The sequence below is a fragment of the Paludisphaera soli genome, from assembly GCF_011064595.1.
Classification (GTDB): domain Bacteria; phylum Planctomycetota; class Planctomycetia; order Isosphaerales; family Isosphaeraceae; genus Paludisphaera; species Paludisphaera soli.
In genome coordinates this window covers 95176-109395 of sequence record NZ_JAALJI010000017.1, presented here as the reverse complement: position 1 = coordinate 109395, position 14220 = coordinate 95176, and the positions used below count along the sequence as shown (strand labels likewise).

The 14220-nt window shown below is 71.9% G+C and carries 15 protein-coding genes; 8 read left to right on the top strand and 7 right to left on the bottom strand.

The genetic code is table 11. The features are described from left to right. Positions 1-97: 97 nt before the first annotated feature. Positions 98-898 carry a hypothetical protein gene (locus G6O68_RS20330; protein WP_165250475.1) on the bottom strand — a complete coding sequence of 267 codons (801 nt, stop codon included), beginning with the start codon at positions 896-898 and terminating at the stop codon, positions 98-100. A 490-nt stretch (positions 899-1388) separates the two neighbouring features. Beyond that, a complete protein-coding gene (locus G6O68_RS20325) occupies positions 1389-2192 on the bottom strand; it encodes a plasmid pRiA4b ORF-3 family protein (protein WP_165250474.1) in 804 nt (267 codons plus the stop codon). Positions 2193-2412: 220 nt separating this feature from the next. On the opposite strand from G6O68_RS20325, the gene G6O68_RS20320 reads away from it, so the two are divergent. After that, on the top strand, positions 2413-4110 hold the full coding sequence (locus G6O68_RS20320) for a sigma-70 family RNA polymerase sigma factor (protein ID WP_165250473.1): 1698 nt from the start codon (positions 2413-2415) through the stop codon (positions 4108-4110). 398 nt (positions 4111-4508) lie between these two features. On the opposite strand, the gene G6O68_RS20315 is transcribed toward G6O68_RS20320, so the two are convergent. Next, complete coding sequence (locus G6O68_RS20315; RefSeq protein ID WP_165250472.1) at positions 4509-5012, bottom strand: hypothetical protein; 504 nt, start codon at positions 5010-5012, stop codon at positions 4509-4511. A gap of 163 nt (positions 5013-5175) precedes the next feature. On the opposite strand from G6O68_RS20315, the gene G6O68_RS20310 reads away from it, so the two are divergent. Beyond that, positions 5176-6186 (top strand): hypothetical protein, encoded by a 1011-nt coding sequence (locus G6O68_RS20310; RefSeq protein WP_165250471.1) that lies wholly within the window; start codon positions 5176-5178, stop codon positions 6184-6186. 34 nt (positions 6187-6220) lie between these two features. On the opposite strand, the gene G6O68_RS20305 is transcribed toward G6O68_RS20310, so the two are convergent. After that, positions 6221-7534: a putative sugar nucleotidyl transferase gene (locus G6O68_RS20305; RefSeq protein WP_165250470.1), complete on the bottom strand. Its 1314-nt coding sequence runs from the start codon at positions 7532-7534 to the stop codon at positions 6221-6223. A gap of 377 nt (positions 7535-7911) precedes the next feature. Here G6O68_RS20305 and G6O68_RS20300 point away from each other — a divergent pair, with 377 nt between their 5' ends. Then, positions 7912-8280, top strand: coding sequence for a DUF6321 domain-containing protein (locus G6O68_RS20300; protein ID WP_165250469.1), 369 nt, complete (start codon positions 7912-7914; stop codon positions 8278-8280). Between the two features lie 3 nt (positions 8281-8283). Beyond that, on the top strand, positions 8284-8748 hold the full coding sequence (locus tag G6O68_RS20295; protein ID WP_165250468.1) for a DUF5872 domain-containing protein: 465 nt from the start codon (positions 8284-8286) through the stop codon (positions 8746-8748). 24 nt (positions 8749-8772) lie between these two features. On the opposite strand, the gene G6O68_RS20290 is transcribed toward G6O68_RS20295, so the two are convergent. The 3 genes from G6O68_RS20290 to hisD are packed head-to-tail and all read right to left on the bottom strand — an operon-like array spanning position 8773 to position 11228. Beyond that, positions 8773-9324 (bottom strand): hypothetical protein, encoded by a 552-nt coding sequence (locus G6O68_RS20290; RefSeq protein WP_165250467.1) that lies wholly within the window; start codon positions 9322-9324, stop codon positions 8773-8775. Between the two features lie 37 nt (positions 9325-9361). Beyond that, positions 9362-9874, bottom strand: a complete 513-nt coding sequence (locus G6O68_RS20285) for a hypothetical protein (RefSeq protein WP_165250466.1) — start codon at positions 9872-9874, stop codon at positions 9362-9364. Between the two features lie 34 nt (positions 9875-9908). Then, complete coding sequence (gene hisD / locus G6O68_RS20280; RefSeq protein ID WP_165250515.1) at positions 9909-11228, bottom strand: histidinol dehydrogenase; 1320 nt, start codon at positions 11226-11228, stop codon at positions 9909-9911. 215 nt (positions 11229-11443) lie between these two features. On the opposite strand from hisD, the gene G6O68_RS20275 reads away from it, so the two are divergent. The 4 genes from G6O68_RS20275 to G6O68_RS20260 all read left to right on the top strand — a co-directional run bounded on the left by G6O68_RS20275 (position 11444) and on the right by G6O68_RS20260 (position 14163). Next, positions 11444-12508, top strand: coding sequence for a hypothetical protein (locus G6O68_RS20275; RefSeq protein WP_165250465.1), 1065 nt, complete (start codon positions 11444-11446; stop codon positions 12506-12508). Between the two features lie 132 nt (positions 12509-12640). Further along, on the top strand, positions 12641-12892 hold the full coding sequence (locus tag G6O68_RS20270) for a zinc ribbon domain-containing protein (protein ID WP_165250464.1): 252 nt from the start codon (positions 12641-12643) through the stop codon (positions 12890-12892). Positions 12893-12967: 75 nt separating this feature from the next. Then, a complete protein-coding gene (locus tag G6O68_RS20265; protein WP_165250463.1) occupies positions 12968-13399 on the top strand; it encodes an AAA family ATPase in 432 nt (143 codons plus the stop codon). Next, entirely contained in the window at positions 13396-14163 is a 768-nt protein-coding gene (locus tag G6O68_RS20260) for a tRNA(His) guanylyltransferase Thg1 family protein (RefSeq protein ID WP_165250462.1), read from the top strand. Before G6O68_RS20265 ends, G6O68_RS20260 begins: the two co-directional genes overlap by 4 nt. Positions 14164-14220 lie beyond the last annotated feature (57 nt).

Here is a 14220-nt window from a genome sequence, read left to right as displayed (position 1 = left end):
AAGGGGCCGGGTTGAAGGCCGCGCCGCAGATTCCGCACAGGCCGACCCGGTCATCGTCGGCCCCGCGGCGGGTGGGGGGGAGGGAGCGGGAGGCCGATCATGCGGCCGAGGACCGTCGAGATGGACGCCGGGCGCGCCAGGTGCCGAGGCCGGCGAGCGTCGCCAGGCTCGCCGGGATCCAGGCCGAAGGCTCGGGGACGACCTGGGCCGATGCCGTGGCGATGGCCTCCAGCTTCAACTGCGTGGCCGCCGGCGTGAGGCCGTTCGCGCCCCGAGAGGCCCCGGCCAGGGAGACGATCAGCTCGTTGGTGCCGTCCTGGGGCACGTTCACGAGCCGGGAGTCGTCGTTGACCAGGCCGTCCTCGATCAGCTTGAAGACCGTCGGATCGCCCCCGTCGGGGGTCGTCGTCGCCTCGACGAGGATCGAGGCGCTCGAAGAATCCCCGTCCGCCAGCAGCGAGTACGTGCCGTTCCAGTTCAAGGTGATATCGGCGGCGTTCTCCGAGTAGTTCCGGAAGGTGAAGAACCCGACGACCTCCTGGATGAACAGGGCGTAGCTGAACCCCGGCGGATCGGCGAAGGCGCTGACGCCGCCGAACAGGTGGATGCGGAACCGCCCGTCGTCGCTGAGCGGGTTCACCGGCCCGAAGACCTCCCCCAGCGGGAAATCGGTCTGGACCCCGGCGTCGCTGAAATCCCCCCCCGCGTCGCCGATCACGATCGGGAGCCCGAAGACCACCGGCGGACCGATCTCGACCGACTGGTCGGCCGTCAGCGAGAACTCGAAATCGAGCGTGACGAGGACGCTGTACGACACCGGGCCGGCCGCCGCCCGGTCCGACGCCAGGGTCAGGCAGGCCGCCAGGGCCACGAACCCGCGAAGCGAGGCTCTCCGCATCGGCCACCCCCACGAGGGGAGCGATCTCACCTCCTTCGGCCCCGGACGCCGGCGAACGCCGACGACGCCCGACGGATCGCGCCCCCCGATCGATCCGGGAGTGCATTGAAACCCCGGACGAGGCGACGACCAAGCGAAATCTCCGCAAATCGGCGAAAACCATCAAATTCGCCCGCCCGCTGCAGCGCCCGCAGGCGGCGGGTGTCGCGCGTGAACGCCAGGCGGAGCAGGCCCGTCAGGAGCCGGCGACGCTCCGCAGGAACCAGGGCCCGCGCGTCATCTCGACGGCGCAGGCCGAGAGGGGGTTGAACGAGACGTGGCGCGTCTCCATCCCCAGGCCGTTGCGCGCCACGCACGAGGCCCGGACGCCGACCCCCGGCCGCGAGGCCCCGTCGAGCAGCCTCGCGTAATCCTGGGTCAGCTCGAACAGGGCGTCCGGCTCGGCGGCGATCTCGATCGCGTCGCGGAACAGGGATCTCCCCCCTGATCGTCAGGTCGCCTCGGGCTTCCGCGAGTCGGGCGGGGGCTCGTCGTCGTCCACCTCGTCGAGCAGCTCCGGCGCTTCCTTCCTGAGGAATTCCTCGGCCTCCTTCAGGAAGTCGATCAGGTCCCCTTCGGACAGTTGGGGGAACTTCTGCTTGAGGAATTCGGCCTCCTCCAGGAGATCCTCGTCGGCGAGCGCTTCCAGCTCGTCGAAGTCCAGGTCGTCCAGGCCGGCGTCGTGCTCGTCGTCCGGGTCTTCCTCGCCTTCGGGGTCGTCCTCGTCCCGGCCCGAGTCCTCGTCGTAGCTGGACTGCGGCGGGCTGGGGCCGACCCGGCCGACCTCGCGCGGGTAGGCGCCCCCGGGGGGCGCGTTCTCGATCGCGACGACCTGGATCCGGTGCCACCAGTCGTCGCCGAAGTCGAACCAGTAGAAGAAGGTCAGGCCGACGATCAGGCCCACGTCGTCGAGGCGGGCGTGGTCGGCCAGCCGGGAGCGATGGTCGAGCTCCAGGCTGGTGTCCTCGGCCATCCCGTAGCATCGGGCGCGAGGGTCCATCGGCCGCTCGCCGAACTGGAACTCGTACATGTGCTCGTCGTCGCGGTCGAAGGCGTCGAAGACGGCCCAGTGGAGGTCGGCCAGGGTCTGGTCGCCGCGCATCGCGAGGGTCCGCGAGACGACCGGGTTGGCGCGATCGAACTCGTCGGAGATCGGGCCCCGGATCAGGGTGACTTTCAGCGTGTAGATCCGCACCCCGCGCCGCTGGCTCGGCGGCAAAGGTCGCTTCGGCTTCGCCCGCTTCTTCCCGGCCATGATCGCCCCCGATAAGCCTCTCCGGCCGCCCGTCGGCCACCCCCGCCCAGTATAAAACGCTCGCGGCGATCCGGCAGCAGGGGCCGAATCCGGCCGGGGGACCTCGGCCGGCCGGGGATTCCCGCGAAACCGCCGGGATTCCTGGATAGCCCGGCCCCCCTTGCGGCACTATGGGGGTCGGCGGAAAGGGGCGAGACGCGAGGCCGTACGGGAGGCGGGCATGGCGGAAGGTTCGGCCGGGCGACGGCTGCGGGACATGACGACGCTCTTCCGGTCGGGCACGCTCGCCGGCCTGACCGACGGCGAACTCCTGCGTCGGGCCGGCGCGGCGACGGGCGAGGAGGCCGAGGCGCTCTTCGAAGCGATCGTCGACCGCCACGGGCCCATGGTCCATCGCGTCTGCCGCGGGACGCTGGGCGACGCGGCCGACGCCGACGACGCCTTCCAGGCGACGTTCCTGGTCCTGGCCCGCCGGCTCCGCGAGGCGCGCCGGCTGGAATCCGTCGGCGGCTGGCTGCACGGGATCGCGACTCGGGTCGCGGCCCGGGCGCGAGTGGACGCGGCGCGGCGGCGGAAGCACGAGCGGGCGCGAGGCGTGCTGGCCGTCGTCGCCCCGGACGCCCCCGAACTCGACGCCGACCGCGCCGTCCGCGAGGAGGTCGGCCGGCTGCCGTCGCGATACCGCGAGGTCGTCGTCCTCTGCTACTGGGAGGGCCTGACCCACGAGCAGGCCGCCGCCCGGCTGGGCTGCCCGCTCGGCACCGTCCGCAGCCGTTCCGCCCGCGCCCGCGACCTGCTCCGCCGCCGCCTCGCGCGCCGGGGCCTCGCGCCCGAGGGGGTCGAGTCCGAATCGATCGTCATGCCGGCCGTCCCCGTCGCGCTCGTCCGAGGCGCGGCGAGTGCGGCGGCCGAAACCCTGGCGGGCCGCCCGGCCCTGGGCCTCGTCGGCGTCCGCGCCGTCGAGCTTTCCCGACACGTCCTCCGGAGGATGTTCATGTTCAAGCTTGCTCAAGCGGGCGCCGCCTCGGCGCTGGCCCTCATCGCGATCGTCGGCCTGGGCCGCGCGGGGACTCCCCCGGAGGAGCCCGCCGTCGCGGCGGCCCCGGCGGCGGAAGAGGCCGGCCAGACGCCGCCGCGGGTCTTCCGCCCCTACGTCGTCCAGCCGCCCGACCTGCTCCTCGTCGAGGTGCTGGAGGCCCTGCCAGGCCGGCCGATCTCGGGCGAGCGCCTCGTCCGCCCGGACGGCAATCTCTCGCTGGGCTTCTACGGCGACGTCCACGTCGCCGGCCTGACGATCCCGGAGGTCAAGGAGAAGATCGTCCGGCACCTGATGAAATACCTGAGCGACGATCTCCTCGGGCTCGTCGAATTTGATCCCAAAACCGACAAGCCCGTCCCGATCGCTCCCGGGAACACCGACAGGGTGTTCGTGGACGTCACGGCGTACAACAGCCAGTTCTACTACCTGATCGGCGCGTTTCGGAACCCGGATCGCTTCCACTGCACCGGTTCCGAGACCATCCTCGACGCCGTGGTCCTGGCCGGCGGCCTGGCGGACGACGCCGACGTCCTGCTCGTCCGCGACCGGCCCGAGCCCGGCCAGGAGAAGACGGAGACCGTCGACGTCGATGCGATCCTCAAAGGCTCGGAAGGCGCCGTCAACCATCGCCTCCAGCCCGGCGACCGGCTCATCGCCCGGCGCATCGAGGGCGGCGGCGGCGAGACTCCCGACGACGCCCCTTCCACCCCCCGGATTCCGAGCCCGCTCCACTCCCCCGCCCCTCACGCCCGACTCCCCCAGGCCACGACCCGCCGCGACGCCCCGAAGCAACCGACCATGTGGGAGCTGAAGCGTCAACTCCAGCACATCAGCCACCAGCTCGGCGAGTTGTCGAAGAAGCTGGACGAGAGGCCCTGAGGACGGCCGCCGGCCTCGCGATCGCGCCTCAAACATCCCGACGGATTTCGCGCGACTCCCTACCCCCTCGGTGGGGGAAGTACGTTTAGATGAACATGCCCTCCCTTCCCCACCGGTGGGGGAAGGTGCCCCGTAGGGGCGGATGAGGGGGACCATCCAGGCGGACGGCGCGAGGAGGCAACGGCTTCTCGCACCCGCCCCCTCATCCGCCGCTGCGCGGCACCTTCTCCCACAAGGGGAGAAGGACGATTCGCGAAGGCCGACCTGGCCGATCCTGCGCCGGTTTTCTTGCTCGCCCGCCCCCTCGTCCGGCCCTTCGGGCCACCTGACCCCGCCGATGGGGAAAGGTATTGGCATTCGCATGTCTTACCTATCGGCGGTGGAGCGACGTCGTTCGTTCACGCCGACGGACTCTCGGGACGGCCCGTCAGCGCCTCCGCGGCGGCGGCGAGGCGGTGGGCCTCGACGCGGCGGCGCTGGTCCTCGGCCTGGGCGACGAGGCCGTCGTAATCGGGGCCGACCAGTTCCCGGCGGCGGGCCGAGGCCGTGGCCAGGGCCCGCCAGAGGAGCCGCTTGCCCTCGATGCCCAGCGAGAGCGCCTCGAAGCTCTCCAGGTGGCGGAGCGGGCCCCCCTTCGGGTCGTCGTAGAGGAGTTTGAGCTGCGCGGCCTTCTCGGTGATCCACGAGGCCGCCTTGCGCGGGAGCGTGACCGAAGCGCCGATCCGTTCGGCCAGGCCGTCGAGGACCTTGCGCTCGTCGCCGATCTCCGCGATGAGACGGGTCGCGGTCGCGGCGACCGGGTCGCCCTCGTACTCGGCCTTGAGCCGCTCCAGCAGCTCCAGGGCCGCCGTCGAGCCGGCCATGTGGTCCGTCAGGTACGTCGCCAGGTGATCGCCGCTCATGATGGTCGCCTTGTTCCTTGAATTGCCTTCCGCGTGCTCGTGATCGACCGTCACGCAAGCCGCGCGCCGTGGCGGCCCCCGCCCTCGCATCCCGAAATCACCCAATGCCGGGCCGGCCGGGGCGAAGATCCTGCATCGCAACTCGGACCCGGAGGGCTCGCCGATGGATGTCGTGGGATCCCCGTCGCGGTGGAGGCGGCTCGCGCCGGCCTTCGGGCTGTTCGTGCTCGCCCCGGCGACGGCCGAGTACCTGGCCGGGTACGACACGTCGACCGGCGATTTCTGGGAGCTGGTCGCGGGGCTCTGGGTCCTCGCGCCGCTCTACGGCGCCCCGGCGATCCTGATCCGCGAGGCCGCCCGGCGCACCGGGAGGGGCTGGCCGACGATCCTCCTGCTGGGCCTGGCGTTCGGCGTGGTGCAGGCCGGGCTGGTGGACCACTCGCTGTTCAACGCGTCGTACCGCGACATCGAGTACTGGGACGACCTTCTGGCTCCGACGTATCTCCCCGCGCTCGGCGTCGGCGGGTTCCTGGCGGTCAGCTTCATCCTGGGCCACGCCGTCTGGAGCATCGGCGCGCCGATCGCGGTGATGGAGGCGTTCGTCCCCGAGCGCGCGGCGACGCCCTGGCTGGGGCGTCGCGGGCTGGCGTTCGCAGCCTTCCTCTACGTCGCGGCGTCGGCCCTGATCCTGATGGACCACGTCGAGAGCGAGCACTTCGTCCCGACGCCGACCCAGCTGAGCGGGGCCGCCGCGACGGCACTGGCGCTGGCCGTCGCCGCGTTCGCCGTCGGCCGACGGCCCGCCGCGGCGATCGACCGCCCCGCGCCGAATCCCTGGCTCGTCGGGTTCGCGTCGACCTCGGCGTTCAGCCTCCCCGCGTTCGCGGGCGAGGGCTGGTGGGGCGTCGCGGCGACGCTCGGCCTGACCGCCGCCCTGGCGACGGCGGCCTGGCGATGGTCCCACAGCGAGCGCTGGGGGCCCCGGCATCGGCTGGCCCTGGCGGCCGGGCCGCTCCTCACCCGCTGCTGGGAGGCGTTCCTGATCGCGCCCCTCGGCGACGTGTCGACCGGGGCCAAGCTGGCCCACAACGTCGCGTTCGCCCTCGGCGTGGTCGTGCTGCTCGCCGCCGCGTCGCGGGTTGCGCCGCCCTTGCGGACGCCCGGCGGCGGGTGAGACGGCCCCGCCGACGGGGAGGCGCCTCGACGCCTCAGCCGCGGCCGGCCTGGAGGACGGGCCAGGAGTCGCGGCGGGGGTGGTTGGCCCGCTGGAAGGCGCGCTCGCGCTCCAGGCGGGTCTGTTCGAACAGGGTGCGGTAGAGCCGCTCGTCGACGTCGTCGAACGTCCGGCCGCGGCGGCCGGCGACGATCCGCGCCGTGTTGAACAGGTCGTCGATGGCGAAGCCGGGGGCGACGCGGCCGTACATCACGGCGGTGAACGAGGGGACGTGCTTGGGGAGGAGCAGGCCCGCCGGCAGCACGTTGCACATCACGCCGATGGAGGTCCCGGTGTTGAGCATCGAGCCCATGCCGGTGCGGGTGTGGTCGCCGATGAAGCAGCCGACCTTGGCCTGGCCGGTCGGGACCGGATCCCCCCGGAGCGGGACCATCACCTCGCCGTAGTCGTTGCGGAGGTCGCTGTTGGAGGTGATCGCCCCCAGGTTGACCCACTCGCCGACGTAGGCGTGGCCGAGGAACCCCTCGTGATACTTGTTGGAGAAGCCCTGGACGATCGACGCCTCCACCTCGCCGCCGATCCGGCACTGGGGGCCGATGGAGACCGCCCCGCGGATGTTGGCCCGGAAGAGCTGGGAGTCGGGGCCGATGTAGCACGGGCCCTCGACCCGCGTGAACGGCTGGACCCACACGCCGGGGCCGACGACGATCGGCCCGTTGGTGGTGTCGAAGACCGTGTACGGGTCGATGCGGGCCGTGTCGTGCAGCCGGAGGCGGTCCGACGGGCCGACCAGGGCCAGGGTGGCGAGCTGGCGGTTGGTCACCGCCGGGCGGCTCTCGCGGGCGAAGTCGCGCTCCAGGTGCCGGGCGTTGGCCGCGACCAGGTCCCAGGGCCGGTCGATCCACTCGCCGCCGACCTCCTCGCCCGAGTACCGGGCCAGGATCCGGTCGAACCAGCCGTCCACGTCGCCCGTCTCCAGGTCGAGCACGTCGTCGGGGCCGACCCAGGCGCAGGCCGGCCGGCCGTCGCAGAGGCCCACCCAGGGGCCGCCCCCGGGGGGCTCGAACCCTTCGGGCGGGACCCAGCGGCCCCGCGCGACGACCAGCGGGCCCCGGGCCAGCCAGTCGCGGTCGTTGAACACCACGTGCGGCTCGCGTCGGCGCTGGACCTCCGCCAGCGAGGCCCGGACCAGGGCCCCCCGGCGGTTGGGGCCGGGGCCGACCCCGAACGCCCTGGCGATCTTCTCGCCCAGCGACGAACAGCCGAGCCACAGGTCGTAAACCGGCCGCGTGAGCGTCAAGGGCTCAAGATCGGCCGCCGCGAGATCCTCGACCAGGCAAAGACGCATCGTTGCACCCCTCAATCCGTTGCGGTCTCCGTGCGCTCGCGCTCGATCCTCTCCTTGCGGTCCCGGATCACGCACGACAACACCTGTGCATGTTTCCGGTGGTCGCGCCGAATTGTACACAGGACCGGCCGATTCAGCCAGGCGACCTTCCGGAACGGCCGGCGCGCCCCCTCGGAGGCGTCCCAGGCCGCGGGCCTGACCGCGACGCGGAAAATCCCCCGCAGGGGGGCTCCCGGCGCCTTCCCCTTGAGATCCCGGGCACCCTCGCGGCGGCCGGCGCGGATCTTGCTTGATGCGTCTCCTCGCATCCGGAGACGCCGACCATTACCATCCCGATGGACGAGCCCCGCCCGCGCGGCTGGCGAGAGGACCCGCCGATGACGACCAGGACCAAGGCCCGCAAGGATCCCAAGGGGGGCCTCACCGCCGCCGGCCGCGAGCACTACCGCAAGGCCGAGGGAGCGAAGCTCAAGCCGGGCGTGAAGAAGCGGCTGAGCGACATGACGCCCGATGAGATGAAGCGCAAGGGCTCGTTCCTCCGCCGCCATTTCGCCACCCTGCGCGGCCCCTTGCGCGACGACGACGGCAAGCCGACGCGCCTGGCCCTCCAGGCCCACGCCTGGGGCGAGCCCGTCCCCAGGACGCCCGAGGCCGCCCGCAAGCTCGCCGACAAGGGGACGCGGCTCCTGGAACGGTATCGCAAGCATCAGGAGAAGGAGAAGGCGTCGCGGAAGGCGGGGGCCTGATCCATGCCCGCGAGGAAGAAGTCCGCGAACAAGGCCCCCGCGAAGTCGGCCCGCAAGTCGTCGCCCAGGACCTACACCGACCCCGAACTCCGCGACCGCCTGAAGGCCGAGATCCAGGACGGGGACAAGGGGGGAAAGGCCGGCGAGTGGAGCGCCCGCAAGTCGCAGCTCCTGGCCGCCGCGTACAAGAAGGCCGGCGGCGGCTACACGAAGTCCAAGGCCGAGGCGACCGAGGCCCAGAAGAGCCTGGAGGAGTGGACCGACGAGGAGTGGACCACGAAGGACGGCGAGCCCGCCGTCCGCGAGGGTGAGACGGCCCGCTACCTCCCCAGGAAGGCCTGGGACGAGCTGACCCCCGCCGAACGCGAGGCGACCGACGCCAAGAAACAGGCGGGCTCGCGCGCCGGCGAGCAGTTCGTCGCCAACACCGGCAAGGCGAAGCGGGCCCGCAAGAAGGCGTCCTCCTGACCCCGGAAGGCCGGCCGGCTTGCCTCAGAACTGGATGCCGTAGGTCCGCGGCGCGTCGCGCCAGAGGGTCATGGGCTCGCCGGTGACGGGGTCGCGGGCGGGGATGGGGAGGCTGCCGATGAGCTTGATCGCGGCGCGGGACTCGGCTTCGGTGACCTCCTCGTCGCGGATCAAATCCCAGTCGCGGCCCTCGGGATAGCCGCCGACCATGTGGGAATCCGGCGAGTTCTCCAGCCGGGTGTGCGAGGTGCCGGCGGGGAGGACCACCACGTCGCCGGGCGCGAGGACGACGACCGTCCCCCCTTCGCCCCCCAGCCGGAGGGTGATGCTCCCGCGCGCCATGCCCAGGACCTCGTGGGTCGTGGAGTGGAAGTGGTAGTAGTCGTAGACCCCCAGCTCGCGCCAGTTGTTCAGCCAGTCGTGGCGGCGGAACGTGGCCTCGATGGCGTCGGCCATGTCGACGCCCGGCGGGGCCTTGATCCCGGCGCGGTGGATGAGCACCGGGAAGCGGCTGTTGGGGACCTTGCCGTTGGGCTTGAAGGACAGCGTCTCGATACGTCGGCCATGCTCCGCCATGTCGTCGGCTCCTGGATTCTCGTGCGTCGCGTGAGGATCAGTCGCAAGGGAGTTCGTAGAGGTCGTATTCCGCCGAGGCGAGGCGCTCGAAGGGGACCGTCAGCGAGTCCATCAGCTTGAGGATCCGCTGCTCGCCGTCGCCGTCGTCGCCTAAGGTCTCGCGCTCCTCGGCCAGCGGCTCGCCCTCCTCCCGGAGGACCTCGCCCCGCTGCGCCAGCCAGAGCCGGACTCGGGAGCCGTCCCGATACCACTCGAAGCTGTAGGTCCCCGAGCCCCCCTCCATGATGAGCGTGAAGACGGGGGCCTGCCGAGAGGCCCGCAGCAACGCCTCCCCGTCCGCGACCAGCAGCGGGCCCCAGATCGAGGTCCAGCCGTCGACGGTCGCCACGGCCACCGTCAAAGGGCCGTCGGCGTCGCCGAAGCCCGATGCCTCCTGGAACGAGACCGACCGGACGCGACGCGCCTCGGGGAAGCCCAGTTCTTCCAGGAACTCCGCCATCCCGTCCGACCGATCCACGCCGATCAGGACGGCGCTCGTATGCCACGACATGGCGGACCTCCCAAGCTCCGGGCCACGATCGCACTCACTCCAGCTCGGCCGGGACGACGCCGCCGTAGGGGACCTCGCGGCACCCGTGGCGCCGGACGCGGATGTTGGCCTGCTCGGCGTGGCCGACGAACCCCTCCAGGGCGCAGAGCCGCGAGCAGTAGCCGCCGACGAGCGCCGAGGCCTCGTCGGTGAGCACCCGCTGATACGTGCACGTCTTGAGGAACTTGCCGACCCAGAGCCCGCCGGTGTACCGCGCGGCCCGCTTCGTCGGCAGCGTGTGGTTGGTGCCGATCACCTTGTCGCCGAACGCCACGTTGGTGCGCGGGCCGAGGAACAGGGCGCCGTAGTTCCGCATGTTCGCCAGGAAGTAGTCCGGGTCTCGGGTCATGACCTGGACGTGCTCCGAGGCGATCCGGTCGGCGATCCGCACCATCTCGGCGTCGTCGGCCGCGACGCAGACGGCGCCGTGACGCTCCCAGGCCTGGCGGGCGACCGCCGCCGTGGGGAGGATCTTCAGGAGCCGCTCCACCTCGGCCATCGTCCCCCGCGCGAGCGTCTCCGAGGTCGTCAGCAGGATCGCCGGCGAGTCCGGCCCGTGCTCGGCCTGGCCCAGCAGGTCGGTCGCGCACAGCTCGGCGTCGACCGTCTCGTCGGCGATCACCAGGGTCTCCGTCGGCCCGGCGAACAGGTCGATCCCGACCCGCCCGAAGAGCTGCCGCTTGGCCTCGGCGACGAACGCGTTGCCGGGGCCGACCAGCATGTCGACCGCCTCGATCGTCTCGGTCCCCAGCGCCATCGCGGCGACCGCCTGCACGCCCCCCAGGCAGTAGATCGCGTCGGCCCCCGCCAGGTGCTGCGCCGCGACGATCGCGGCGGCGGGCCTCCCCTGATAGGGCGGGGCGCAGGTGACGACCCGGGGCACCCCCGCCACCTTGGCCGTGACGACCGACATGTGGGCCGAGGCCAGCAGCGGGTACTTCCCCCCCGGCACGTAGCAGCCCGCCGAGCCCACCGGGATGTTCCGATGGCCGAGGATCACGCCGGGGAGCGTCTCCACCTCCACGTCGCGCAGGGCCTCGCGCTGGACCCGGGCGAAGTTCCGCACCTGGGCCTGCGCGAACGCCACGTCCTGGAGGTCGCGCGCGCTCAGCGCGGCGAGGCAGGCGTCGATCTCGGCGGGGGAGAGGCGGTAGTCCTCGCGATCCCAGCCGTCGAACTTCACAGACAGCTCGCGGACCGCCGCGTCGCCGCGCCGGGAGACGTCGTCCAGGATCCGCTCGACCGTCTCGCGGACCTTGGCGTCGGCCGCCGTCGCCTCCGCCTGGTCGGCCCCGCGCTTCAGCCAGGTCTCCACCACGCGCCCCCCTTCCCTTCGCCCGTCGATCCGCCCGGACTTCTCCGGCATCGGGTGGAGATCATACGACCCGCCGCGCCACGCCGCCAGGGCCCGACCCTCCGAGGCGTTTCGGCCACGGGCTCTTGTTCCGGGCCGAATTCCCGACGATAACTTATCCGTCCCGAATCAACCTGAACAACGAATTCTTCCAGCACGACCGAGGAACGCGGCCCATGAACGTGCCCGACTCGCACCGATCGACCCGACGACGCCTGACGGCCTTCCTGCTCGTCTCGCTGATCGCGGCGGCCGCCGTCGACGGCGCGATTTTCGCCCTGGTGCAGCCCGAATACGAGGCCCATACGATGATCCGCGTCTCGCCGCCCCCGGCGGGGCTGTTCTCGACCTCGGGACCGGACCGGGGCCTCGGCCTGGAGCACGTCATCGAGACCGAGATGGCCACGCTCACCTCGGATCCCATCCTGGATACGGCCCTTTCGGATCTCGACGTCTCGAACTCCGCCGTGGCCAGGGACTCGGCCTCGCCGCGCGAGGAAGTCCGGGCCGGCCTGCGGGTCGAGAATCCCAGGAACACCTTGTTCATCCGCGTCGCGTACGCCTCCCCCTCGCCGAAAGAGGCCGCGGCGGTCGTGAACGCGGTGGTCGGGAGCTACATGAATCTCCAGTCCGACTACCAGAGCGGTGACCAGCGGTGGTTCATCTCAAGACTGGATAACTACGCCAAGCGTCTCGACGAAGAGATGCATCAACTAACCGAGCGCCTCGCGGAGCAAACTTCCCGGTCGAGCCGGCCCGGCGTCGTCTCGCCCGAGGACGCGTCGGCGATCTCGTTCACCTCGCTGACCGAGGATCTCGCCCGGTCGACGGCCGAGCGGCTGGTCCAGGTCGACCTCGACCTGGCCCGGGAGCGCGACCCCGAGAAGGCGGCCGACCTGAAGAAGACGCAGGCCGGCCTCCGGGCCTTGCTCGCCCTGCCCGTCGCGAGCCGCGACGACGTGACGGCCCACCTGGAGAAGAGGCGGATCGACGAGATTTCCCGGATGCAGGAGGAGGTCCGCCGCAAGCTGGAAGACGCCAAGTTCTTCGACGATCGGAATTTCGTAGGGAGCACCCTGGTGCACCAGGCCCAGACGCCGGCGGCCCCTTCCCGCAACCTGCGAGGCCCGCTCATGGCGGCCGCGACCGGCTCGATCCTGCTGATCGGGCTGGCGATCGGATTGCAGCCGGGCCGGGCCCGCGCGCCGGAGGCCCCGGACGGGCTGGCGGACGAGGCGTGAGTCGGCCGCGATCGGCGGGCGGAGGTCGCTTCGAGGACGGGCGGGTTCTCGCCGACGGCCGCCGGTGATAAGGTCGAGGGGCGGCGACGGGGATCCCAACAACGCGTCCGGACGAGACGAGGATCGGCGGCCATGCCACGCTGGGGCGACGACGACGTATGGGACGACGACGAGCGGGAGGATCCCGAGCCGGACGACGACGACGGCGACGAGACGATCCCCTGCCCCTATTGCCGCAACCCGATCCACGAGGAATCGGAGCGCTGCCCGCACTGCCACACCTACATCTCGCGCGAGGACGCCCCCTACGCCCGGAAGCCCTGGTGGCTCATCCTGGGGGTGATCGCCTGCCTGTACGCCGTCTATCGCTGGGTCGTGTTCTGAGCCTGACGCGGCGAACCCGCGCCCCGCGGATCGTGTCGGCACGGGCGGGACTCGGCGAGCCGGCGGGGGCGGACGATGGAAGTCCTGGTGTTCGTCGGGCTGCAGGGGGCGGGGAAGAGCACGTTCCACCGGGAGCGGTTCGCGGCCACGCACGTCCTGGTGAGCAAGGACCTCCTGCGCAACAACCGCCGGCCCCAGAGACGGCAGATGCGGCTCCTCGACGAGGCCCTGCTCGGGGGGCGGTCGGTGGTGGTCGACAACACGAACCCGACCGTCGAGGACCGCGCGGCGATCATCCGGCTGGCCCGCGAGCGCGGGGCCTCGGTCGTCGGCTATTTCTTCGACGTGCCGATCGCCGAGTGCCTCCGGCGTAACGCGGGACGCGCCGGAAGGGGCCGCGTGCCCGACGCCGCCCTGTTCATCACCGCGCGGCGGCTGCAGCGGCCGACGCTCGACGAGGGGTTCGACCGGCTGGAGCGGGTGGGGTTCGACGAGGGGGGGCGATGAGGGCTTCGAGCTTCGAGGGCCGGATGCGCGCCGGCGAATGCTACCACGCGCTGCGGCTGCCGCCGTCGGCCTGGGTGGTCCTGCGGGTCGACGGACACGGCTTCACCCGGTTCACCGCCGATCGCTTCGAGAAGCCGTTCGACGCAACCTTCCACGAACACATGACCGACGTGGCCCGGGCGCTCCTGGAGCGCTTCCAGGGGGCGTACGCCTACACCGAGAGCGACGAGGTCTCGCTGCTCCTGCCGCGCGACTGGGCCCTGTTCGACCGCGAGGTCGAGAAGGCCGTCAGCCTCTCGGCGGCGCTGGCGAGCGCCGCGTTCGCGACGGCCTGCGGCGCGGTCGCCTGGTTCGACTCCCGCGCGTGGGTCGGCTCGCGCGGCGAGGACGTGGTGGACTACTTCCGATGGCGGCAGGCCGACGCGGGCCGATGCGCGCTCAACGGCTGGTGCTACTGGACGCTCCGCAAGGGCGGGATGGGCCCCGCGGAGGCGACCGCCGCGCTGCACGGCAAGTCCTCGGCGTTCAAGCACGACCTGCTCCACCGCCGCGGCGTCAACTTCGCCCGGGTTCCGGCGTGGCAGCGGCGGGGGACGGGCCTCTGGTGGGAACGCTACGAGAAGGAAGGCTTCGACCCGGTGCGGGGCCTGGCCGTGAAGGCGGCCCGCCGCCGGATCCGGGTCGACCGCGACCTGCCGATGAAGGAGGAGTACGGCCGGCGACTCGCACGGCTGATCGACGACGACGCCCGCCGGGAGGCCTGAAGGCCCCCGGCGGGCGTCGCGGGGTTCGGAGCGGGATCGATCGGAGCTTGCGGGTCG